21 protein-coding genes are annotated in these 21,508 nt (G+C 57.9%); 9 read left to right on the top strand and 12 right to left on the bottom strand.

Annotated features, from left to right (window positions below):
• Positions 1–68: 68 nt before the first annotated feature.
• Complete coding sequence (locus RUE5091_RS23105; RefSeq protein WP_131726319.1) at positions 69–761, bottom strand: hypothetical protein; 693 nt, start codon at positions 759–761, stop codon at positions 69–71.
• 707 nt (positions 762–1,468) lie between these two features.
• Positions 1,469–2,653, bottom strand: a complete 1,185-nt coding sequence (locus RUE5091_RS14940; protein WP_058282724.1) for a site-specific integrase — start codon at positions 2,651–2,653, stop codon at positions 1,469–1,471.
• 780 nt (positions 2,654–3,433) lie between these two features.
• Between RUE5091_RS14940 and RUE5091_RS14935 the strand changes: the two genes are divergently transcribed.
• The 6 genes from RUE5091_RS14935 (at position 3,434) to RUE5091_RS14910 (ending at position 7,789) form a co-directional block, all read left to right on the top strand.
• Complete coding sequence (locus RUE5091_RS14935) at positions 3,434–3,862, top strand: hypothetical protein (RefSeq protein ID WP_058282723.1); 429 nt, start codon at positions 3,434–3,436, stop codon at positions 3,860–3,862.
• Positions 3,859–4,524: a MotA/TolQ/ExbB proton channel family protein gene (locus tag RUE5091_RS14930; protein ID WP_058282722.1), complete on the top strand. Its 666-nt coding sequence runs from the start codon at positions 3,859–3,861 to the stop codon at positions 4,522–4,524. The genes RUE5091_RS14935 and RUE5091_RS14930 overlap by 4 nt, the downstream gene beginning before the upstream one ends.
• Complete coding sequence (locus RUE5091_RS14925) at positions 4,517–4,882, top strand: biopolymer transporter ExbD (RefSeq protein WP_243470792.1); 366 nt, start codon at positions 4,517–4,519, stop codon at positions 4,880–4,882. Before RUE5091_RS14930 ends, RUE5091_RS14925 begins: the two co-directional genes overlap by 8 nt.
• Positions 4,879–5,256, top strand: a complete 378-nt coding sequence (locus RUE5091_RS14920; RefSeq protein ID WP_058282720.1) for an ExbD/TolR family protein — start codon at positions 4,879–4,881, stop codon at positions 5,254–5,256. Before RUE5091_RS14925 ends, RUE5091_RS14920 begins: the two co-directional genes overlap by 4 nt.
• Positions 5,253–6,401, top strand: a complete 1,149-nt coding sequence (locus RUE5091_RS14915; protein WP_058282719.1) for an energy transducer TonB family protein — start codon at positions 5,253–5,255, stop codon at positions 6,399–6,401. Before RUE5091_RS14920 ends, RUE5091_RS14915 begins: the two co-directional genes overlap by 4 nt.
• 374 nt (positions 6,402–6,775) lie before the next feature.
• Positions 6,776–7,789, top strand: coding sequence for a porin (locus RUE5091_RS14910; RefSeq protein WP_058282718.1), 1,014 nt, complete (start codon positions 6,776–6,778; stop codon positions 7,787–7,789).
• 58 nt (positions 7,790–7,847) lie between these two features.
• Here RUE5091_RS14910 and RUE5091_RS14905 read toward each other — a convergent pair whose 3' ends face one another.
• From RUE5091_RS14905 to RUE5091_RS14885, 5 genes are read right to left on the bottom strand one after another with little or no spacing between them, the layout of a single operon-like run.
• Positions 7,848–8,390, bottom strand: coding sequence for a DUF3833 domain-containing protein (locus RUE5091_RS14905; protein WP_058282717.1), 543 nt, complete (start codon positions 8,388–8,390; stop codon positions 7,848–7,850).
• Positions 8,387–9,004 (bottom strand): DUF3833 domain-containing protein, encoded by a 618-nt coding sequence (locus tag RUE5091_RS14900; protein ID WP_058282716.1) that lies wholly within the window; start codon positions 9,002–9,004, stop codon positions 8,387–8,389. Before RUE5091_RS14900 ends, RUE5091_RS14905 begins: the two co-directional genes overlap by 4 nt.
• Complete coding sequence (locus tag RUE5091_RS14895) at positions 9,001–10,224, bottom strand: MFS transporter (RefSeq protein WP_058282715.1); 1,224 nt, start codon at positions 10,222–10,224, stop codon at positions 9,001–9,003. The genes RUE5091_RS14900 and RUE5091_RS14895 overlap by 4 nt, the downstream gene beginning before the upstream one ends.
• Entirely contained in the window at positions 10,224–10,769 is a 546-nt protein-coding gene (locus tag RUE5091_RS14890; protein WP_058282714.1) for a hypothetical protein, read from the bottom strand. The genes RUE5091_RS14895 and RUE5091_RS14890 overlap by 1 nt, the downstream gene beginning before the upstream one ends.
• On the bottom strand, positions 10,720–12,054 hold the full coding sequence (locus RUE5091_RS14885) for an NAD(P)/FAD-dependent oxidoreductase (RefSeq protein WP_058282810.1): 1,335 nt from the start codon (positions 12,052–12,054) through the stop codon (positions 10,720–10,722). The genes RUE5091_RS14890 and RUE5091_RS14885 overlap by 50 nt, the downstream gene beginning before the upstream one ends.
• A 167-nt stretch (positions 12,055–12,221) precedes the next feature.
• Here RUE5091_RS14885 and RUE5091_RS14880 point away from each other — a divergent pair, with 167 nt between their 5' ends.
• Positions 12,222–12,947: an SDR family NAD(P)-dependent oxidoreductase gene (locus RUE5091_RS14880; RefSeq protein WP_058282713.1), complete on the top strand. Its 726-nt coding sequence runs from the start codon at positions 12,222–12,224 to the stop codon at positions 12,945–12,947.
• Between the two features lie 3 nt (positions 12,948–12,950).
• Here the strand turns inward: RUE5091_RS14880 and RUE5091_RS14875 are convergent, their stop codons facing one another.
• On the bottom strand, positions 12,951–14,603 hold the full coding sequence (locus RUE5091_RS14875) for a Y-family DNA polymerase (RefSeq protein WP_058282712.1): 1,653 nt from the start codon (positions 14,601–14,603) through the stop codon (positions 12,951–12,953).
• A gap of 61 nt (positions 14,604–14,664) precedes the next feature.
• On the bottom strand, positions 14,665–14,955 hold the full coding sequence (locus tag RUE5091_RS14870) for an I78 family peptidase inhibitor (RefSeq protein WP_058282711.1): 291 nt from the start codon (positions 14,953–14,955) through the stop codon (positions 14,665–14,667).
• Between the two features lie 129 nt (positions 14,956–15,084).
• Between RUE5091_RS14870 and RUE5091_RS14865 the strand changes: the two genes are divergently transcribed.
• Together RUE5091_RS14865 and RUE5091_RS14860 are read left to right on the top strand one after the other, a co-directional pair.
• The gene (locus tag RUE5091_RS14865) at positions 15,085–16,197 is read left to right on the top strand and encodes an S-(hydroxymethyl)glutathione dehydrogenase/class III alcohol dehydrogenase (protein ID WP_058282710.1); all 1,113 of its coding nucleotides are present in this window, start codon (positions 15,085–15,087) and stop codon (positions 16,195–16,197) included.
• A 94-nt stretch (positions 16,198–16,291) separates the two neighbouring features.
• Positions 16,292–17,017 carry an NYN domain-containing protein gene (locus RUE5091_RS14860; RefSeq protein WP_058282709.1) on the top strand — a complete coding sequence of 242 codons (726 nt, stop codon included), beginning with the start codon at positions 16,292–16,294 and terminating at the stop codon, positions 17,015–17,017.
• A gap of 21 nt (positions 17,018–17,038) precedes the next feature.
• Here the strand turns inward: RUE5091_RS14860 and RUE5091_RS14855 are convergent, their stop codons facing one another.
• From RUE5091_RS14855 to RUE5091_RS14845, 3 genes are all read right to left on the bottom strand, one after another.
• Complete coding sequence (locus tag RUE5091_RS14855) at positions 17,039–17,974, bottom strand: DMT family transporter (protein WP_058282708.1); 936 nt, start codon at positions 17,972–17,974, stop codon at positions 17,039–17,041.
• A gap of 143 nt (positions 17,975–18,117) precedes the next feature.
• A complete protein-coding gene (locus RUE5091_RS14850) occupies positions 18,118–18,531 on the bottom strand; it encodes a group III truncated hemoglobin (protein ID WP_058282707.1) in 414 nt (137 codons plus the stop codon).
• Between the two features lie 50 nt (positions 18,532–18,581).
• Positions 18,582–21,500 (bottom strand): error-prone DNA polymerase, encoded by a 2,919-nt coding sequence (locus tag RUE5091_RS14845; protein WP_058282706.1) that lies wholly within the window; start codon positions 21,498–21,500, stop codon positions 18,582–18,584.
• Positions 21,501–21,508 lie beyond the last annotated feature (8 nt).

Raw genomic sequence — 21,508 nt, 5'->3', positions numbered from 1 at the left:
TTCAGGTCAAAGTGTAACAACACTAAGGGATTATTTTTGACCCTTAGTGTTGGGTTCAGATAAGCACTTTATATTACACGTAAAATCCTTATACCGAGCGCCGCTGATGTGTCGTAACTACCCGGATCAATCTCATCCAAGAGAGTTTTCGCCATATTAAAAAACTTGCCGTTGTACGCGTCCTTTGAGGTTTCGTCGCGATAGCAGTTCGAGGCCGCTGGCTGCTCAGTTTCTGCTTCGAAAAGTCCAGCCAAGTCAATCAACAGCTGATCAAGCGATGGCTTGCGGCTGCCCCTTTTGTCACTCTTGCTCTCGTCCAGCAAATCCAGTTCTAAATGGCAGGCTTCAATGATCTTGCGTGTCATCGATTGGGCTTGATCTAAGGTATCATCGTGGCTTGGAATCGGTTGATCGAGGTCGAAAAAATCATATCCTTCCCATCTGTCATCGAGTGTGTTGGCATCTAAGACGCTTTCCAGAGACTGCCTGACTTCAGGATGCAGTGCTTCCATGGTGACAAGAAAACCCTGCGCCTTGCCAAGAAGTGCGGATATCTGTTTTCGTCGTTCCTTACGCATCACAGTTTTTGTTACGGCAAGATAGCGCTGGTAACGTGTCAGAACGTGAACGAGCCTATCTCGGAAAACAGTTTCGTCCCGCTGCGCTTCGATCAGGTTGCGCATCCTGTCTATCAGTTCACCGGATAGGTTTTGGTCTACTTCTTCTCGAATGGTCAGACCGCATTCTATGTCTTCCGCCACAATCTCCGCTCCGTATTTAGCCTTCTATCCGATGCGTCTCGTATACGTAGAAACGTCGCTTTGGAATGCCGACTACATAGGCGCATATATATAGGTACACCTATACGTAGGGCGTCGCGGTTACTGAGTTGAAGCCTATGTAACGTAAATAAGCACAACAACCATTGGTGGTGTCGCGGGAGGCGGAGATCGAAGGACGTAAATCATCACGAAACCTCGCAAACTTTGCTCACAAGGACGCGCGTTTAAATGGAGCTGAAACCAGCAAGCCGAGCCAAGTTCACTTCTGGTAATTTGCGGGGGAGTTCCAACGATGAATCATTCAGGCCTGTAACCCAGATTCTTGGAATCACCTGTTTTACATGGCTGCTGACTTCAATCAACACGTAAGACATCCACGACTTCTGTGGATAAGTGCGCGGATAATTTGGTGTCGAGTACGCGTTTCATCTTAAAAACTAAAGGTTTCGCTCTGTTTGCCTAAAATTTAAGCGGCAAATTTCATGTTTGTTTTACAAAGACTTTTTGCGCCTTTTTTTCTCGCGGCAAAAAGGAACTCGGCTATTGAGCGTTGTTTTTTTGGCAACGCGATTGAGGTTTAGAGATTCGGTGTACAACCTTACCTAACGGCACCCGATCCAAATACCCGCCTTCAGGTCTCACCTTGCGACTTTACTGCCAAAGTGACGGATCACAGCAATGTAAGGCTATTGAACAGCCCGCAAAGGGGTGACCCGCACGTCCTTGCGAACGGCACGTGCCAGGCGGGCTGCAATCGATCCCGCTGCTCTTTGCACCGCATCATCTGCCAGATGCGCATAACGTAGGGTCGTCGTCAGATTCTTATGACCCATAATCTCCTTAAGGGTGAATGGGTCGATTCCGTCTTTCATCGCCACTGAGGCGTATGTGTGCCTGAGGTCGTGTATACGGACATCTTCCAGACCTGCCGCCTTACGTATACGCCGCCACGGTTTTTGCAGGTTGTTGAGCGGTCCAGTCTCCGACTCGCCCAATATGACGTAAGGGTTTCCCGGTTGCCGAGGCAGGTCCATCAGGATGTCATAAGCTTCCCTCGGTAGGGGTATGCGGCGACGCCCAGTCTTGCTGTCCGGCAATTCCAGATGGTGCGAGGTTACATAGTCCCAGCACAGTGTCAGAATCTCACTGAGGCGGCACCCGGTGTAAATCAACAGCAGGAGGGCCGAAACCACGTATACGGTCTCTGCGCCGTCTTCCAGCGCCTCTGCCAGCACTTCGCCAAGTCGTATCTGTTCCGCGTCCGACAAGTAGCGTTTCTTTTCTTCTTCGCGGAACTTCTTGATCCGGCGCGCGGGGTTCGATCCCGGTTGCCGCAATCCCCAATCCTCGGCCAGATTGAACAGCTTCGACAACATCGCTGCCGCCCGGTTGGCCTGATAGGGGGTTTCGCGCAACCCGTGGTGAAACGCCACCACATCGGCGCGGGTCACCTCGGCAATCGGGATGGGGCCAAGCTTGGGCCGGATGAATCGGCGAATGACGCTGTGATAGTCGCGGGCGGTGGTCGGCTTGCAATGCTGGTCGACATATTCCTCTAGGAACCGGTCACAGAGCCCCGCCACGGTTGGAGCGCGCCGTTTGGCCTGCCTCTCGGCGGAGGGGTCCGACCCGCGCGCCACGTCGCCCAGAAGCTGCTTGGCCCGTGTCCGCGCTTCCTCGGCGGTCAGGACGCCGTGCTGGCCGATGGTGATCCGCCGCGTTCGGCGTCCGACCCGGTATTGGACCAGATAGGTCTTCTTGCCGGAGGGATAGACCCGCAACCCAAAGCCGCGCATGTCGCGATCCCAGACAAGGTATTCCTTGGCCTCAACGGCTAGCCCTTCGACCGCACGCTTGGTCAGTTTGAACATATCCAGAACACTCCTTGCTTCCGGCCTGCTTCCGGAAGCTATACGGAAGCAAATGGCGACGAATTCTGGCGTTAGTCATGATGTCACGGCGCAACGATGGTCAACTTAAATTACTGTTTTTGCTTCATTTTTGGGAGTGTGGCGAAATCTGGAGAAATACAGAGAAATGGCTCTGGGCGTTCTTTTTGTTAGTGGTTCGCAGGTTCGAATACTGCACGGCTCTCCACTTTTTCAACAAATGAAAAGACTTAAATTGATGTCGAAGGTGGCGTTAATATTGGGGCCCTATGTGTTCGGCTCATGTCCACATTTTCCGTATTTGAGAACATGGTTTCTTGCCGCAGCGCAGCCGTGCTGAAATCTGGTTTTTGTAAAGTCACTTAAACAGTACAGAGCACATCTCCAGCCTAAAAAAATTGATGCGATCCCTACGAGAAACAGCTGCTATCTGTATTAAAATCCAAGTAGTATCTGCAAGTTGCAGGTAGAGGTGGAGCGTAAATGTGAGAATACGATCTTGAGTTGGAATTGCTCCGCGAGCAGCTAAATCTGAGGTGGGCGCATAGGGGCGACATTCAGGGCTGGGACTGTTTGCGGAAGGACTACAGGGAATTGCGGTTCCGTGTCCGGTCTCCCGCGACCCGGTTCAAGGGTTGAACGTAGCAACAATCGCCCTTTATCACAATGATGTCGGCAACCCTTTCGCGGTCGTGCGGTCTTGGATAAGACGGATGAAGCGCAGTCAAGGCTTGCTTGCGTGAAAAAACTGGGAGCGTATTCATGAAGTTTCGCCCTTTGGCCCTTGCCGCCATCGTTTGTACGCTGCCATTTTCGGCCCAGGCCCAATCTGCGGATGACGCGCCGGGGCTGGCGGTTGAGCTGAATGCGGTCGAAAATGTTGAAGGAGCCTGTCGCCTGACCTTTTTGGTTGAAAACCAAACCGCAACGGCGATTGACACTGCCAACTATCAGGTGGTGATTTTCGATTCCGCGGGCGTTTTTGAACGTTTTACCCTTTTCGGATTTCGCGATCTGCCTTCCGAGCGTCCGCGCGTTCGTCAGTTCGATGTGCGCGACATCACATGCGAAAACCTGGGGCGGGTTCTGATCAATGGGTTGAGCGGCTGCACTGTCAGCGGCGTTGACAGTGATATATGCGATAAGACACCGGCCTTGCACAGCCGCACAGAAGTGGAGCTTTTGGGATGAGTTTTCTTGACGCCCTGCGTGAGATCCTGGCCCTTGGCGGGCCGGTTGTTGCCATCCTGATCGCCATGTCCGTGGTGACGTTGGCGGTAACGCTTTACAAGCTTTGGCAATTCGCTGCCTCGGGTGTCGGGCGGCATCGGGTTTTGTCGCAGGCGCTGGATGCCTGGGATGCCGGTGACAAACAGACCGCCCGTGCGCGATTGGCCAAAAGCAATAGCTATCTGGCGCCGTTGGTCGGCGTGGCGATGGATGCACCGGATGCACCCGGGCTGGATCAACGGCTGGACGCCGAGGCGGGGTTGGCACTGGCCGGGCTTGAACGCGGTTTTCGCCTATTAGACACAGTGGCGCAGCTGGCGCCGCTGTTGGGTCTGTTCGGCACTGTTCTGGGCATGATCGAGGCATTCCGCAGCCTGCAATCCGCTGGGTCCTCGGTCGATCCGTCGCTGCTGGCAGGCGGTATCTGGGTGGCGCTGGTGACCACTGCGGTGGGCTTGGCGGTGGCGATGCCGACTTCGATGGTGCTGTCATGGTTTGAAAGCCGCACCGCGCGGGAGCGGGTGTTTGCTGACAAGGCACTGCGCACGGTTTTGGTGCCAGGTCAGGGTATCCCGCTGGCCGAAGACGCACAGAGCATGGCGGTGACGCCCGGACATGCGTAACCTCGCACCCTTTGTCAGACGGCCACTGGCGATGACACCGCTCATCGACGTGATCTTTCTGTTGTTGCTGTTCTTCATGCTGACCTCGACATTTTCCAAATACGGCGAGATCGAGCTGAGCGCGGCCACAACTGGCGGTGCGACCTCGGACACGCCTCAGGACCGCGCCTTTGTCCAGCTAGGGACTGACAGACTGGATCTAAACGGTACACCGGTCACCTTCGAAGATCTGACAGCGCAGGTTACGACCGGGCAGGTGTTGGTCAGCCTAGACCCCGATACGACGGCGCAGCGGCTGGTGGACCTGTTGGTTTTGCTGCGCGGGCGCGACGGCCTCAGCGTTCTGGTGCTGGAATGATCCGCCCTGGCCGCCCCCGCCGCAAACGCGACTCGACCATTGCGCTGATCAATGTCGTGTTCCTGATGCTGATCTTTTTTCTGATCGCAGGCACTGTGGCCACGCCGCTGGACCCCGATCTGGATCTGGTCGACACGTCAGAGCTGGAAGGCCGTGAACCGCCTGATGCGCTGGTGTTGCACCGAGACGGAACGCTCAGCTTTCGCGGCGCGCCGATGGACCCCGAATCCTATATGGCAGGGCGCGAACCCGAACCCGTGCGCATCGTCCCCGATCGCGAGGCACCCGGCATGCGGTTGATGGAAGTGACCGGAGAGCTGCGCCGATTGGGTGCCGTATCCGTGTTTGTTGTAACTGAAAAGGCGCTGGAATGATCCGGGGGTCGGTCGTCATTGCGGTCCTAGCTGCGTTGCTGTCGTTGTTGCTGCATCTGGCGGGGTTGGGTCTGACCGCACCCAGACTGACAGAACAGCCAGGTACATCCGGCCCAACGGACAGTATCGAACTGGGCAATAGTTTCGAAGACTTGGTCGAGGCTATCGCCGAACCGGTTGAACCTGAACCGGTGGAAACGCCTGAACCCCCAGTCGAAGAGCCACCCGAACCTGCAGAGATTCCGACCAGTGAAGTGCATGTGGCCTCGGACGATCCACAACAGACATTTGCGCCCGATACCGGCACGTCTGAAGTATTGCAGCCGGTTTCCCCCGAACCGGTCGAGTCGGAGGCCCCCGAAACACAGGACACAACGGATGGCGACCAAAGCGCCAGCGACGAAGTGGATGAAACCCCGCCGGTTGAAACAGCCGAAACTGTCGAAGCCCCTGAAAGCCCCCTCGAGGTGACCGAGCCGGTCACCGAGGTCCCCGCTGCGCCCGAACCAGCCGAGACCGAGCAGCTTGCGGCGTTGCCGGAGCCGTCCGAAGATGTTCTGCCATCGGTAGAGCCAGCCGTTCCTACTGAAAGCGAAGCAGTCGACGCCGATATACCAGCCACCCCAGCTGAACCCGTGCCCCAGGAGGAGGAGAGCAGCGAAGGGTCCGAACTGGCCGTGACCTCTTCGATCCGTCCGCAATTGCCGGATCGTCGTCCGCAGGCAGAGCCGCGGGATACATTACGTAGCGTGCGGGACTTCAGCAACCTGAGGTACCCGTCGCGCGAAATCGAATCCCCCCTGACCACGTATGCGCGCCAGGGTGTCGATAGGTTCACTTCGGGTGACAGCGGCCGACGTTCAGGCGGGCGCGGGCCCGGAAACTCGGACAGGACGAACTATGCCGGGAAGGTTCTGGTTCATCTGAACCGCGCGCCGATCGTCTATACGGCGGCGCGGGGATTTGCGCGGGTGTTTTTTGTCATCAACCCGGATGGAACCCTGGCCTATGTCGAAGTCGTGGACACCAACGGTTCTCCAGATCTTGAACGGGCAGCCAAGGCCCAGGTCGAAGCGGCGTCGCCGTTCCCGAAACCGCCCGGAGGCGTTAGCAAATCGCTGTCTTTTGTCTATTTCGGCAACTGATTGGACGCTTTGCTTGACGGTCTGGGCCTGTATTTTCAAACGTGTCAAGCTCCACCCAGTCACACTGTCATAACGTACTGTTCTGGATGCATAAATGCTTGTGCCGGTTACTGGGAAGATCTGTCTGATTTAAAGAGGTCTCAGGTATTTTCTTGGATCAACTTTCCGTAATAAGCCTTCGATTTCAAGATAACAAATTGAAAATAAATGAAAAAAACCAAAATCTTTGGGCCCAGTTGTGCACAGTTGCAACGCCAGCCAAGAGCATGAGGAACGAATGATCGCGTATGCTGTTGAGGCTGCCCGGGATTTATTCGACTAGACGCGCAGCCACGCCCTGTAGCCAATCTCCTCTCACTCCTATGGGTTTACTCATGAAAAATCTACTTTTCGCTTCAACTGCTTTGATTGCAACCACAGGTTTGGCGGCAGCTGAATCTGGCCTAAACCTCAGCGGTTATGGTCGTTTTGGTATTGGCTATCTGGAAGATCGCACCGCGACGACGTCGTCGACCACAGCGGGCGGTGCAGTCGTCACGAATTCGAACGAAACCGATGACGCCATCCTGATTTCGCGGTTCCGCCTGAACATTGATGGCTTCACAGAAACTGATGGCGGCGTTCGCTTCGAAGGCCGCGTTCGCCTGCAGGCAGACGAAGACTCGGACACAGGCGAAGCCGACAGCGCGGGCCTGAACGGCGCGCGGTTCTCGGTTATCTATGGCGGCTTTCGCGTTGACGCCGGTAACGTCGCAGGTTCGTTCGACAATCTGGATGACTATTTCGGCACCGAACCCGGCCTGGAAGAGTTTTTGGGTCAGTATTCGGGTGTGAACTACTCGTTCCTCGAATATGATTCGACCGGTTCGGGCGACAATGCCGTATTCTTCCAATACGCAGTTGGCGACTTTGCTTTCAGCGCATCGTATGACCAAAACACAATCTTCCAGGGCGCTGGTGCCACGTCTGACCGCGACCGCTGGGATGTTGGTGCTTCATATACCTTCAATAACATCACCGCATCGTTGGTTTACGGTGAAACAGATGAAGGTGATGGTATCGAAAAGGAAAGCCTGACGGTCTTCACCCTGAGTGCTGAACTTAACGATTTCTACGGCACATTATTTCTGGCCGATGACGATGTGGCCGACGATGATGAAAACGGAACCGCTTATGGGTTCTCGGTCGCCTATGATCTAGGGGCGGCGACCACGCTGCAACTGGTCTATGGTGACGGTTCGGCCGACAGTGACACACGTAACATCGGTGTGGGCGCCATCTATGATCTGGGCGCGGGCGCTACACTGCGTGGTGCCGTTGGCGAAGTTAAAGACGGCGACGAAGACAGCCGGATTCAGGCCGACTTTGGTGTCTGGTTCAACTTCTAAAGTGACCTGATCGACCAAGATTCAAGGGCGGGCCTTCGGGCGCGCCCTTTTGGGTGGCCTACTGTTTTTCAAAGAACAGGATGACCTCGCCCAGCCGCACACCATACCGCGAAACATAGGCACGGTTAAGCAGGCGGTCATCGCTTAGCAGCCACATCCAGTCGTCAAAGTTGACACGCATGGTGCCACCCTTGATCGGCAGGTCGATCTTGTATGCCCAGTTGAACGTATCGCCCCGCTCAACCCCGCTGGCCGTGCCCAGAACGCCGGGCGCATTGCCGGTCCAGGTGTCCTCGCCAGTTTTGGTCAGGGACCAGATACGTTGTTCGGTGGTGCCGTCGTCATAAATGAAATCCTCAACCAGGGTCAGGGTTTCGCCGTCCCATGTGCCCTTGATATCCACCGTAAATCGGCGGGGGACGTTGCCCAGCACATCCTGAAACTGACCATGGGCGACTGTCTTGCCCACAAAGAATTCCTCAAGGTTCAACTGCCGGTCGGACAGAAAGCTTTTGGGCGCGCGTGGCTTGGCGGAACAGGCGGTCAGCGCGGCAAGTCCTGCGATGGCAAGCGCCCCGATCAGAACGCGGCGGGCGATCATTGCAAGGTCCTCGTTTCCGCCGTTGCGTCATAGCCGTTTGATCCGCTGATATGAGCCGATTTAGCCTCGGACGCGGGGCGCATGGTGGCGACCAGTTCGGCAACCTTGATGCCGAATTTGCGCATTTCGGACCGGTTCATGATCACACCGTTTTTCGTCAGGTACATCCAGTCGGTGACGTCCAGTGTGTGTCCGCCTGCATCTTGGGGCAGGATGATCCGATAAGTCAGCTTGACGGTCGATCCCGAGATCGTGCCGTGACCTTCGCCGACAATATCATCTGCTGTCGCGGTAAACGTGTTACCGGTGCCCAGCGTCAGATACCATTTGCGGGTCATCTTCTTGCCGTTGGAATAGGAGAAATATTCGGCCAGCGTGCCTGTATTGCCGTCCCATTTTCCCACCATACGGGCAACAAAGCTGTTCGACATCTTGCCATTGGGGCCATGGATCAGCCCTTCGGACAGGATATCTCCATTCAAGACCTCTTTCATTTTGAATTCGGGCCCGGTGCCGCTGTAATCCGCGGGGGATTGCGACCGAAAGCTCAAAAATCGGGATCTGGCAGCGAGCACAGCAAGAATGGCGAGCAGAATAACGGCAAGCAGTTTCATTTGGCTGAGACCTCAGTAGGCAGCGTCAGGACCAGCCCGAACGCGCCGAGTTTCAAGATGCAGGGCAGCACGGCATAAGTGAGGGTGAGGATGCGCAACGCCTCGGCCGAATTTGCTTGTCCTGGGGTGAACCCGCTGCGCTCCAGCAGCGGCAGAGTGAAAAAGGCAGCGAGCGCAAGACCCAGCTTGCCAGCGAAGGACCAGATGCCGAACGCGGCGGATGCATTCAGCCCCGCCCGTGTCAGCACGACCGAAAACATGGCAGGTAACACCACCATATCCGCCCCAAGCGCTGCACCTGACGCCAGACAGATCGCGGCGAATCCGGTCAGGTTTCCGGCTGATAACAAAGCGGCACCGATAAACCCCGCAATAGACAGCGGCATGGCGATAATCAGAGTCTTTTTCGGGCTAATTTGCTTCGCCAGCTTTGCCCAAAGCGGAACGCTGACCCCGGCACTGAGAAAGAACAAGATCAACAGGGGTCCGGCTTTTCCGGACAATTGCAGGCGGTCTTCGACAAAGAATAAAAACAGGGTCGAGGTGATTGCTACCGGCAAGCTGTTGACGAGAGCTAGCAGCAATAGGCGCAACGCTCCGGCCTGAGCCAGCCCGGCAAAGGACAGACCATCGCCAGTGATCGGTGGACGGCGCCAGATCGGGAAGGTCAAAAACAGGGTGAGGATTGCAATCAGGCCAAGAAACAGGCCAAAGGCCGGATATCCCTGCGCGCCGGCGCCGAAGGCCACGAGCAAGGCCGGGGCGCTGGCTGCAAGGATGACGCCTGTTAGTTGTCCGCCTTCGCGCCAGGCGGCCATAGTGATCAGCTCTTTCGGTTCGGGCCGTTTGGCCAGGGTCGCACTGCGCCCGTAAAGCAGGATAGTGCCCAGGCTATAGGCCGAAAATAGCAGGACTAGTATAGACACTAATACCAGAATGTTTGTCCCTGCTGGTAATCCAAACAACATAGGGAATCCGACCGCTAACCCAATCGCGGCTGTCGCCGCAAACAGAAGTTGCTCGCCTGGCCAGCGGTCGATGGCCCATCCGATTAGCGGATCCTGAACCAGATCGATCAGACGTATCACCAGAAGAACGGTACCAATCACACCCAACCCAATACCCAGGTTAACGGCAGCAAAGCGTGGAAGGTGGATATACAGAGGTATGCCCGCCGCAGCGAGCATCAGCGCATACAGACTAACGCGTGGATACAACATTACTGCCCGCGCAGTTTCTGCGCGAAAGCGGCCGACCGAGTATTATCCCCTAGAAACACAGACATGAAACTACGTTTGATACCCGGATACGACATTGTGCAGGTCTTACGCCCATTCAGCCAGAAGGAAACCATATTCGGTCCCTCCGAAACCGCCAGATAGCGATCCCCTTTGTTAACCGCTTTGAAACAAGTTTGCAGCTGATCGCGCACCGGTGCCGGGTGACCAATGCGTGCCATCTCGTTCAAGGTTGAATTGATCAGTGCCTTTTGGGTCACATTGCGGTGGTATTTCAGCTCCAGCCCGAAATCCTCGGACCAGTTGAACGGGGCACCGCCCGGTGTGAACAACTGCGCATCATACAGTGGGAACCCCAAATACCGAAATGTTGCGGTGCCGCGCAGTTGTGCGTCGCCCAGCGCGTTCAGGCCAGAAGACGCCGCCAGCCCGCCCGGGACCAGCAAAGCAAACGACAGAAGCGCTGCGCGAAGAGGGTTATAGGTCGGCCGAGGCAGGGATGGCCGGATCTTGTGCAAGAATGCCATTGTCAGCTCCGAGTGTGTGCGGGGTGCCGTTCAGGCGCTCGACGACATGCATCGCGCTGGCAATCCCGTCTTCGTGAAAGCCGTGCCGATTATACGCACCGGCAAACCAAGTTCGATTCTGCCCCTGCATCTGACGAATTTGCCCCTGGGCCTTCAGAGCAGCCTTGTCGAATACCGGGTGGGCAAACTCGACCGTGTCATAAATTTTATCTGCAGGAATTTCCGACGATGCGTTCAGCGTCACAAATAACGGGTCGTTGTCCGGGATGTTCTGCAGCCGGTTCATCCAGTAGGTAACGCCAACATTTCCCGCCTGCGAGCGATATGTCCAACTGGACCAACACGCGCGCCGCCGGGGCATCTGGCGTGGGTCGCAATGTAGAATGGCGGTGTTGGATTGGTACTTAATAGACCCTAATGCGGTCTTTTCTTCGTCTGTTGCGGCCTCGCCAAGGATGGCGAGCGATTGATCGGAATGGGTGGCCAGGATGATCTCATCAAACAGATCAACTTGACCCTGACTGTGGACGGTCACTCCGGTTTCGTCGCGTTGAATATGCTCAACCGGGCAGGCCAGACGGATTTCGCACCCGCGCCCACGTAACGCGGCATCAATGCGACGGACATATTCGATGCTGCCGCCTTTCACCGTATACCATTGATGCTGTCCGGCGCGCCCACTGGCCAACAAGGCGTGGTTGCGAAAGAACTGCACCAACGACCGGGCCGGGAACTGATCCACAAATTCGACCGGAGTGGACCAGATCGCGCCGCACATCGGCATCAGGTAATTATGGCGAAACCAATGGCCCAGACGCAGCTGATCGACCAGTTCTCCGATCGTGGTGTCGTCGTCGCGGGCGGCTTCGGGTGCCTCTTTGCCAAAGCGCAGGATATCCGCGATCATTTTGTAATAGGCAGGTCTCGCCAAGTTCCGTTTTTGTGCCGTCAGGGTGCGCAAATTGTTCAGGCCGTACTCGATACGGCCGTTGTCGATGGTGGCCCCAAAGCTCATCTCGGATTTGATTACGGGGACATTCAATTCGTCGAACAGACGGGTCAGATAGGGGTAAGTGACATAATTGAAAACGATAAATCCGGTGTCGACGGGCTGATCCCCATTCTTTCCGGCCATCACGGTGCGTGCATGCCCGCCGAGCCGGGGTTCAGCCTCGAATAGGGTCACATCGTTGATTTTGGACAGATAGTAAGCAGCTGACAGGCCTGATATACCTGCGCCGACCACTGCGATTTTCTTGCGTATGCCCCGGGTTTCGTCGAACATGCCATCCTCTTTGTGCGACATTTTACAATAGGATACGCAGGATATGCGGGGATGGATCACTCGGATCAGAAGTTTTTCGCAAATGCACTATGTCGTGAAGGCTGGTGATGTGATCCAGCGCCTTGCTCTGCTCGTAAAATAAGAGACATAACTGAATTGGCTGGGGCATGAGCAGTTTTAACGGAAAAACCTATTGGATTGTCGGTGCCAGCGAAGGGTTGGGCCGGGCGCTGGCCGAAGCGCTCAGCCGTCGGGGTACGCATCTTATCCTATCTGCCCGCAACGCTGACCGTCTGGCTGAGATCTGTGCCGCCTTGCCAAATGCACAGGCCGTACCCTGTGACGTGACCAATCTGGGCGCGGTGCGTCGTGCTGCGGTCGAGGTCGGAGAGGTTGATGGGTTGGTCTATAACGCCGGGGCCTATGAACCGATGCGCTCGGGCGATTGGGAGTCTGAGGCCGTGTTGGCGATGACGGATGTGAATTACACTGGCGCGCTAAGGGTTCTCGGAGAAATGGTGCCCGGTTTCGTGCGCAGGGGGCGGGGGGATATCACTCTGATTGGGTCGTTGTCCGGTTATCGTGGCCTGCCTGCGGCGGTGGGGTATGCGGCCAGCAAGGCAGCTCTTATCTCGCTGGCCGAGACGATGCGGTTCGACTTGGCAGGTACAGGAGTGACGGTACGGATCATCAATCCGGGCTTTATCAAGACCCGCCTGACCGAGAAGAACAGTTTCAATATGCCGATGCTGATGACACCCGAGGACGCGGCAGAACGGGTGGTCAAGGCGATGTTGCACCGCCGTTTTCGTACCGATTTCCCGGCACCTTTTTCCTGGGTGATCCGGTTGTTGGATTACCTGCCAGATTGGTTGATCTATCGTGGAAAATAGACTCTAACAAAACTGTCCCTGGCAGAACCAGCCTGCCGACATGGTGCCACCATGACCGTAAAATAGCCACAACCGCTCGCCCTGTTCGGTCACCACCACCCAGTAATCGCGCACGCCGCTGCGCCAGTTGGGGTCATCCAGCCACCATTCCGGCGCAATGCGTTCCGGGCCCGTGGCCAGCGTCAGTTGCCAGTCGCGTCCACGCCATCGAAAGGCGCTGGGCACATTCGGGGTTTCCGGCGCCATCACCGGCTCGGGCTGCCACATCTGCAAGGGCCGGGGGCGTGGTGGGACGGGCCAGTCGCGCGCCGGTTCCGACCACGCAGCGGCTAGAGTCTGCGCTGTTTTTTCAGGGATATGCGAGGCCGCCGGGTGTCGCCGTGTGATCGCCTCTAGCCCCACGCGCGCGCCAAGCTTACCGATCAGGTCGTCGACGCCCGTGTTGCCTTCCAGCCGATCCCGCACGGCGCGGCGGGCCTCGGCATGGCCCGCCATGGTGCGGGCGTGGATAGGTTCGGTCTGGACCGCCACAAGCCGCAGCATGTCGATGCCATAACCTGCATCAATCTTGTCGACTTTCATCTCTAACAAGGGGCGAATGCGATATTTGTCAACGGTCGGACGGGCGAGACCGACTTCGATAATCTCAGCCGCCTGATCGGCGCGATGTGCCTCAAGCCGCAGGGTGCGAACGCCGCGTCCCTTTTCCTCAAGCTTGGTGCAGAGCGTGGGCAGAACCCGGTCGATTGCGGCCATGACGTCTTCGATCAGACCGATTGGGTTGGGCAGGGTCATGCGCACGGCAAAGCGATGCGGCGGACGGGCGGGCGAGACCGGCTCGGGCGCGCTGCCCATGGCCTGATCCAGCCGCAGCACCAGACCCCGCCCGAACCGCCGCGCCAAACTGGCACGCGGCTGGCCCAACAGATCGCCGATCCGGCGCAGGCCCAGACGGTTCAACTGCGCCACGGTCTGATCCTCCAACCGCAGCGCTGCAATGGGCAGGGGGCTGAGTGCGCCATAAGACTGCCCCGGCGCTGCAACCCGTGCGCCGCCGCCCAGCGCCATCACCTGCGGCGCGGCGCCACCTTTGGTCCAGTGCCGCCGCTTGGTGGCGCGGGCACGGGTGGCGCGGGCCTCTTGGCTGATGGCGTCGCCGTTGCGGTCGGACGTGGCCTCTTGTCCCGCGTATCGCGCCAGCGCCCAGGCCGCGCCCAGCGTGTCAGCGATGCCCATCTGCACGCTCAGACCCATATCTGCGCAATCAATCTCAAGGACGCTCAGCAGTGCCTCTTCGCCGCCGAACAGATGGGCACAACCCGACAGGTCGACAATCAGCCCGTCCGGCGATTCCTCGGCCACCCAGGGGCTGAACTTGCCTGCCCAGCGGCGCAAAGCGGTCAGAAACGCCGCCTCGGCCGGGGCATTGCGGGGCCGCGTCACAAGGTTTGCGCACATGGCATGGGCATCGCGCACCGGCTGACCCACGCGTAACCCGGCGGCCTGAGCCTGTGCATTCAGCGAGGTGACAACCTGCATGTTCGCCTGCTCGGCTACCACAGCCAAAGGTCCATCCTGCAGGCCCCGCGCAGCGCGGACCAGCCGTTCAGCCCCCAGACGGGGAAACCAGAGTGAGAGTATTCGGCGTTTGGGCATCGGCAGACATCAAAATGTTCCCATTTTGTTCTTATCGTAGAATCAGTGCCTGAGTCCACGCCTACCCGCAGGTCAGACGTTGAATGATGCCGGCGTCATTGATGAACACGTTCAGACGGTCGATCCGGTAATCTTGTGTGGCCAATTCATCCGGCCCCAGCACGCGCGCGCGTTCGGGCAACAAACCCAGAATGCTCGAGACTGGCTGACCAATAGAATCGGTAAACTGTTCCCCCTCACAAAAGGCCAGATCGACCGGGGCTGCTTCGGGTGAAAGGCGGGCGTCTTCCGGCGCAGGAGGTGTCTCGGCGCAGGCGGCCAGCAGGATCAGGATCGGGATAAAGCGGTGCATTGGCGTTCCTCTTTGCGGCAATGTCGTTTCTGCAATATCAAAACATTAGCCAATCTGCCACTAAAGCGCAGTTGAAAACCCTCTGCGATTGACGCAGGGTCGGGTCAAAGAAGACAGGGAGACAACGATATGCGTACCCGTGCCGCCGTCGCCGTTCAGGCCGGCAAACCTTTGGAAGTGATGGAAGTGAACCTCGAAGGCCCCAAAGCGGGTGAGGTTCTGGTGGAGATCAAGGCCACCGGCATTTGTCACACCGATGAATTCACCCTGTCGGGCGCGGACCCCGAGGGCCTGTTCCCGGCCATTCTGGGCCATGAAGGCGCGGGCGTCGTGGTTGAGGTCGGCCCAGGCGTGACCAGCCTGAAGCCGGGCGATCACGTGATCCCGCTCTACACCCCCGAATGTCGCGAGTGCGAATATTGTCTGCATCCCAAGACCAACCTGTGTCAGGCGATCCGCGAAACCCAAGGCCGGGGTCTAATGCCCGATGGCACCTCGCGCTTCTCGACTTTGGATGGCGATCCGATCCTGCATTACATGGGCTGTTCGACCTTCTCGAACCACACGGTTCTGCCCGAGATCGCGCTGGCCAAAGTGCGCGAGGACGCGCCCTTCGACAAGATCTGCTATATCGGCTGCGGCGTCACCACTGGCATCGGCGCGGTGATTAACACCGCTAAGGTGGAAATCGGCAGCCGCGCCATCGTGTTCGGTCTGGGCGGCATTGGCCTGAACGTGATTCAGGGCCTGCGTCTGGCCGGGGCCGATCAGATCGTCGGTGTCGACCTGAACCCCTCCAAAGTGGAAATGGCCACCAAGTTTGGCATGACCGATTTCGTGAACCCTTCTGAGGTCGAGGGCGATCTGGTCCCTTATCTGGTCAATCTGACCAAGGGTGGCGCGGATTATACCTTTGACGCCACCGGCAATGTCGGCGTGATGCGCGCGGCGCTGGAATCGGCGCATAAGGGCTGGGGAGAATCGATCATCATCGGCGTAGCGCCTGCGGGGGCCGAGATCTCGACCCGTCCGTTCCAGCTGGTCACCGGCCGCTCGTGGCGCGGGACTGCTTTTGGTGGCGCGCGGGGCCGGACGGATGTGCCCCAGATCGTCGATTGGTACATGGACGGCAAGATCGAGATCGACCCGATGATCACCCACACTATGGGCCTGGACGACATCAACCACGGCTTCGACCTGATGCATAAAGGCGAAAGTATCCGGTCGGTGGTAGTCTACTGATAAAATTAAATTAAATGTAGAGGGCGGGCTTTTGCCTGCCCCATTTCGTTTTTACATTCCTCAATACGAATAGTATTTGAGTTGAGGGATTGAAGTGACCACAGGAAGTACGGACCGCCTCGCAGTTCTGATTGATGCGGAGAATGTTCCGGCAAAGCATGTTGTCGAGATTTTCGAGGAAGTCGCCACATTGGGCGAGGCCAGTCTGCGCCGGATCTACGGAGATTTCTCGGGTGACACTCCACAGGGATGGAGCGCAGAGAAACTGGCGAAATACGCCATTGTTCCTCATCAGCAGTTCGCCAACACAACTAGGAAGAATGCCGGAGACATCGCCCTGGTGATAGATGCGATGGACATTTTACATTCGGGCCGGTTCGACGGGTTCGTTCTAGTATCCTCGGACAGCGATTTCACACGGCTTGCTAGTCGCATCCGCGAACAGGGGTTGAGCGTGTTTGGGATTGGCGAGGAGAAGGCACCTTGGGCATTCAAGGCAGCGTGCAACCGCTACATTTCAATCGAAAACATCAAGAAGGATGAACCGCAGGCTGCGAGCGACGCCAAGGGAAAAAACTTGGCGCCAATAAAGGAAATCAACCACGCCTCTCAGCTCATTCGGAATGTTGTGCTCAAATCCGCAGAACCCGACGGATGGGCTGAGCTTGGCTGGCTCGGAAATCAACTGCTCAAGAATTACCCCTCTTTCGACACGCGATCATACGGGTTCGGACGCTTGAGTGATCTTGTTCGCGCGACAGGAAAATTTGAGGAGGCAGGCGTAAACGGAGGCCTAAAGATCAGGCCCAAAGACAGGTAAAGATTCATGTGCGCGGTGGCGCTACTCCCCCGGCCGCGTGGCCCCCGTATCCGACCGGGGCGACCGCACGCGCAGAACCGGGGTGTTGGCGGAAGCGTTGGTCCGGCTCTCGCGCCAGACGACGAATACGCCGGATGCGATAATGATGCTGGCCCCGACGGCGACCCAGGCATCGGGCTTTTCGTCGAAGAAGATCATACCAAACAGCGTGGCCCAGATGATCTGGCTGTACTGGCTGGGCGCAATGACACCAGCGGGTGCGGCGCGATAGGCCAGGATGATCAGGTGCTGAGCGATGACTGAGAACACGCCGACCAGTGCCATCATCGCCAGGTGCAGCAGCGACGGCGGCAGATACACAGCGGGTTGGGCAAGGCTCATCGCTGCAATGGCCAGCAGCATCGGATAAAGGATCAGCACCGCCGAACGTTCCTCATTTCCGATTTTGCGCACCAAAACGGACGCAAAGGCGCTGCAGAATGCGGCGGCCAGTGCGGCCAGATGGCCAAATGTGATGTCGGTTGCTCCGGGGCGTAGTACGATCAGCACACCGATCAGACCTACTCCGACAGCGGCCCAGCGTTGGGCGCGGACGACTTCGCCCAAGATGGGGATGGACAGGACGGTGACAATCAGTGGGAAAGAAAACAGCAGCGAATAAACTTCGGCCAGCGGCAGGACTGAGAAGGAATAGAATGCGCAGGACATCCCTGTCACCATCAACCCCGACCGTAACAGAACCAACCAGGGGTGGCGCGGTACGAAATTGCCCGTTGCCCTGTCGGTCAGGATCGTCACCGCCATCGGCACAAAGGAAAACAACGTGGCGAAAAAGATGATCTGCATCACCGAATAAGTGCTGCCCAGCACCTTGATCAGCGCGTCATGACTGGCGAAAACGGCAAAGCCTAGAAATGCATAGCCAAGACCCTGGAGGGTGGTGTTTTGAGTGCTCATGGGTCTGGCCTCGGGTCATGGGGCGATGTGTTTGACAGCACGGAATGATCTGGGGCTGTCTTTTCACGCTGCATAAACCCATTTTACAGAGTCTGACAGTCTTTATTTTACCGCTAACATATCAAAGCTGCTATGACATGCGATCATCGCAGGATCGGCGGAGCGTCCTTGGGCTGACGGGCAGACTGAACCCCTGCCTTCATTCCCACGCCGATACGGCGCGCCAATGCAACCCACGGTGTGGCGGTTTCCGGGGGCAATGTCAGGGTGGCAACCTCTTCGAACAGATCCAGCCAATGGGCAAAGAATTCGGGTTTCACATCGGGCCGTTCGATGTGCACGCGTTGCGGATTGCCGTCATAACAGCGCTCGAACAGGATGGCGTTGCGCCAGAAAGCGGCGATCTTTTCCTCATGCGCTGGCCAGTCTTGGACATGTTTGTTGAAGATCGGCCCCAGCACCTCATCTTCCCTGACACGGGCGTAGAACGCGCTGACCTGCGCGTTGATCTGTTCAGGGGTTGCCGGAAAGCGCGGCGGCAGGGTTGGTCTGGACATGGCGGTCTCGGGGTTTTGACTCTGTTTCGGGTCAATATCTGGTTACGCCGTCATGCTACAGGGGTGGTTTTGTCGCGCTGATCCGGCGTCAGAAGGTGCCGCAGCAGGGCGACGGGATGCGCCTTGAGGCTGAGGCGGGTGGCCACGTAATCCTCGACCACCTGCTCGCCCAGGGTCATCTGCGGCAGATAGGCTTCGGGCTCGTCCAGCGCCTCGCCTTCCAGATCCTGTGAAAACAGTGGCAGCGGTTTGGCGGTGGCAATCGCCTTGGCCTGCCACAGCGCCTCGCGCCGGGTCAGGTCGCAAGCGGTGAAGGCATCAGCCTCGGCCAACCGTTCGATCACCGAGGGGCCAAGGCCCGCGCGGCGCCAGACATCATCGACCTGATGGTAGCCATTGCCACGCGCGGCAGTCAGCCAGCTGGCGTCTTCCTCGCTGAGGCCTTTGATCTGGCGGAACCCAAGCCGCAGAGCTAGCCCGCCATGACCGTCGGGTTCCATCACATTGTCCCAGAAACTGGCATTTATACAGACGGGGCGCACCTGAACCCCATGTTCGCGCGCATCGCGCACAATTTGCGCTGGGGCATAGAACCCCATCGGCTGCGAGTTCAGCAGCGCGCAGGCGAAGATGCCGGGATGGTGGCATTTGATCCAGGCCGAGGCATAGACCAACAGCGCAAAGCTGGCTGCGTGGCTTTCGGGGAAACCGTAAGAGCCGAAGCCCTCAATCTGTGAAAAACACCGTTCGGCGAAATCCTGTTCATACCCGTTGCGCTTCATACCGCGTAAGAAAAGCGCGCGGAACTCGCTGACATTGCCGTGCTTCTTGAAGGTTGCCAGAGACCGCCGCAATCGGTCGGCCTGTTCCGGAGTGAAGCCAGCGCCGACGATGGCGATCTGCATCGCCTGTTCCTGAAACAGCGGCACGCCCAGCGTTTTGCCCAGCACCTCGCCCAGCGCGTCCGAGGGGAAGCTGACCTCCTCCTCACCATTTCGCCGCCGAATATAGGGGTGGACCATGTCGCCCTGAATGGGACCGGGGCGGATGATGGCGACTTCGATCACCAGATCATAGAAATTGCGAGGCCGCATCCGGGGCAGAAAGTTCATCTGTGCCCGTGATTCCACCTGAAACACCCCAATAGAGTCTGCTTTGCAGAGCATGTCATAGACCACCGGGTCCTCGGGCGGCAGGGTGGCCAGCGTATAGCTGGTCTGATGGTGCTGGCCGATCAGGTCGAACGCCTTGCGGATGCAGGTCAGCATCCCGAGGCTGAGGACATCGACCTTCAGAATGCCCAACGAGTCGATGTCGTCCTTGTCCCAGCAGATGACTGTACGGTCCTCCATCGTGGCGTTTTCGATGGGGACAAGCTCGTCCAAGCGCCCTTCAGTGATGATGAAGCCACCGACATGTTGTGAGAGATGACGGGGGAAGCCGTCGATCTCATAGACTAGCATTAGAGTTTGTTTTAGACGGCGATCCTCGGGGTCCAGACCGATTTCACGCATCCGCTGCGCCTCAAGTCCCGAGGCCGAGAAGAAGCCCCAAAGCTGTGAGGACAAGGCCGAGATCGTATCCTCGGTCAGGCCCATCGCCCGGCCAACCTCGCGGATGGCGCGTTTGCCGCGATAGTGGATCACGGTGGCGCAGAGGCCCGCGCGTTCCCGTCCATAGCGGTCGTAGATGTGCTGAATCACCTCTTCACGTCGTTCATGCTCGAAATCGACGTCTATGTCTGGCGGTTCATCGCGTGCCTCGGAAACAAAGCGTTCGAACACCATGGTGCCCATCTCGGGGCTGACCTCGGTGATGCCGAGACAGAAGCAGACCACCGAATTGGCCGCCGAGCCGCGCCCCTGGCACAGGATGCCGCGGGATCTGGCGAAATGGACGATATCGCGGACGGTCAGGAAGTAGGGTTCGTATTTCAGCTTGCCGATCAGGGTGAGTTCATGCGCCAGCATCTTTTTCGCCTTCTCCGACGCGCCCGCCGGATAACGCCATTTCAACCCTTCATGCGCCAGACGGTGCAGGCGCTGGGTCGGGGTCTCCTGCTCGCTGCCCTCGCTGGGATACTCATAGCGTAGTTCATCTAGCGAAAAGGTCAGCTGTTCGCTGAGTTTGTGGGCGCGCGTAATCGCTCCTTCATGACCTTTGAAGATGCGCAGCATCTCGGGTTCTGAACGCAGGCGCTGTTCTCCATTGGCCAATGCTTCGCGGCCCAGTTCATCGACCTTGCGGCGCAGGCGGATTGCGGTCAGCACATCACCCAGCTTGCGGCGGGTGCCGTGATGCATAAGGGGCGCGGCACTGGCGAGTGTGGGGATGCCAAATTGCTTTGAATCAGTCTCTAATAAAGGGAAAAGTTCGCTATCTGCGCCATCATAGCGGGGGTGCATCAACAGATGCATCCGCCCGGCAAAGCGGTGCGTCAGCTGTTGCGCTTGTGTCCGCCATGTGCCCGCGTCGCCCGGAGAGCGGATCGCCTGTGGCCAGAGTAACAGGTGGAGATCGTCGGAAAACTCCAGCAGATCGGACAGGTGCAGGATACAGTCGCCCTTTTCGGCGCGCAGGCGGCCGACAGAGAGGATGCGGCACAGGTTGGCCCAGCCTTGCCGGTTCAGGGGCAGGGCGGTGACGGTGGGCGCGTCGGTGAAGATCAGCCGGGCCGCCGGGATCAGGCGCGGCACCGCGTGGATGGGATAAGAGGGTGGTTTCGGGATGTGATCCGGACAAGGCGGGCCGATTGAGGTGTTCTGCGCCTCCCACTCCAGCCGTTCGCGCACCTTGCGGGCGATCTCGCGCGCTTGTGTGTGGGCGCGGACGATCCCGGCCACCGAGTTGTCATCAGCGATGGCGATGGCGGACAGGCCTAGGGTGACGGCACGCTCCATATACTCCTCGGGGTGTGAGGCCCCGGTGAGGAAGGTGAAATTCGACGTGATCGACAGTTCGGCATACATGGCGATTC

The organism is Ruegeria denitrificans, from assembly GCF_001458295.1.
In the GTDB taxonomy this organism is placed as follows: Bacteria; Pseudomonadota; Alphaproteobacteria; order Rhodobacterales; family Rhodobacteraceae; genus Ruegeria; species Ruegeria denitrificans.
This window is presented reverse-complemented; position numbering and strand designations above follow the sequence as displayed.

Coding starts and splice junctions, on each gene's coding strand:
- RUE5091_RS14890 (WP_058282714.1), bottom strand. CDS start 10,769: ATGGCATTCTTGCACAAGATCCGGCCATCCCTGCCTCGGCCGACCTAT.
- RUE5091_RS14905 (WP_058282717.1), bottom strand. CDS start 8,390: ATGATCGCCCGCCGCGTTCTGATCGGGGCGCTTGCCATCGCAGGACTT.
- RUE5091_RS14885 (WP_058282810.1), bottom strand. CDS start 12,054: ATGTTCGACGAAACCCGGGGCATACGCAAGAAAATCGCAGTGGTCGGC.
- RUE5091_RS14845 (WP_058282706.1), bottom strand. CDS start 21,500: ATGTATGCCGAACTGTCGATCACGTCGAATTTCACCTTCCTCACCGGG.
- RUE5091_RS14900 (WP_058282716.1), bottom strand. CDS start 9,004: ATGAAACTGCTTGCCGTTATTCTGCTCGCCATTCTTGCTGTGCTCGCT.
- RUE5091_RS14875 (WP_058282712.1), bottom strand. CDS start 14,603: ATGCCCAAACGCCGAATACTCTCACTCTGGTTTCCCCGTCTGGGGGCT.
- RUE5091_RS14880 (WP_058282713.1), top strand. CDS start 12,222: ATGAGCAGTTTTAACGGAAAAACCTATTGGATTGTCGGTGCCAGCGAA.
- RUE5091_RS14870 (WP_058282711.1), bottom strand. CDS start 14,955: ATGCACCGCTTTATCCCGATCCTGATCCTGCTGGCCGCCTGCGCCGAG.
- RUE5091_RS14855 (WP_058282708.1), bottom strand. CDS start 17,974: ATGAGCACTCAAAACACCACCCTCCAGGGTCTTGGCTATGCATTTCTA.
- RUE5091_RS14895 (WP_058282715.1), bottom strand. CDS start 10,224: ATGTTGTATCCACGCGTTAGTCTGTATGCGCTGATGCTCGCTGCGGCG.
- RUE5091_RS14940 (WP_058282724.1), bottom strand. CDS start 2,653: ATGTTCAAACTGACCAAGCGTGCGGTCGAAGGGCTAGCCGTTGAGGCC.
- RUE5091_RS14865 (WP_058282710.1), top strand. CDS start 15,085: ATGCGTACCCGTGCCGCCGTCGCCGTTCAGGCCGGCAAACCTTTGGAA.
- RUE5091_RS14850 (WP_058282707.1), bottom strand. CDS start 18,531: ATGTCCAGACCAACCCTGCCGCCGCGCTTTCCGGCAACCCCTGAACAG.
- RUE5091_RS14920 (WP_058282720.1), top strand. CDS start 4,879: ATGATCCGCCCTGGCCGCCCCCGCCGCAAACGCGACTCGACCATTGCG.
- RUE5091_RS14930 (WP_058282722.1), top strand. CDS start 3,859: ATGAGTTTTCTTGACGCCCTGCGTGAGATCCTGGCCCTTGGCGGGCCG.
- RUE5091_RS14925 (WP_243470792.1), top strand. CDS start 4,517: ATGCGTAACCTCGCACCCTTTGTCAGACGGCCACTGGCGATGACACCG.
- RUE5091_RS14935 (WP_058282723.1), top strand. CDS start 3,434: ATGAAGTTTCGCCCTTTGGCCCTTGCCGCCATCGTTTGTACGCTGCCA.
- RUE5091_RS14910 (WP_058282718.1), top strand. CDS start 6,776: ATGAAAAATCTACTTTTCGCTTCAACTGCTTTGATTGCAACCACAGGT.
- RUE5091_RS14915 (WP_058282719.1), top strand. CDS start 5,253: ATGATCCGGGGGTCGGTCGTCATTGCGGTCCTAGCTGCGTTGCTGTCG.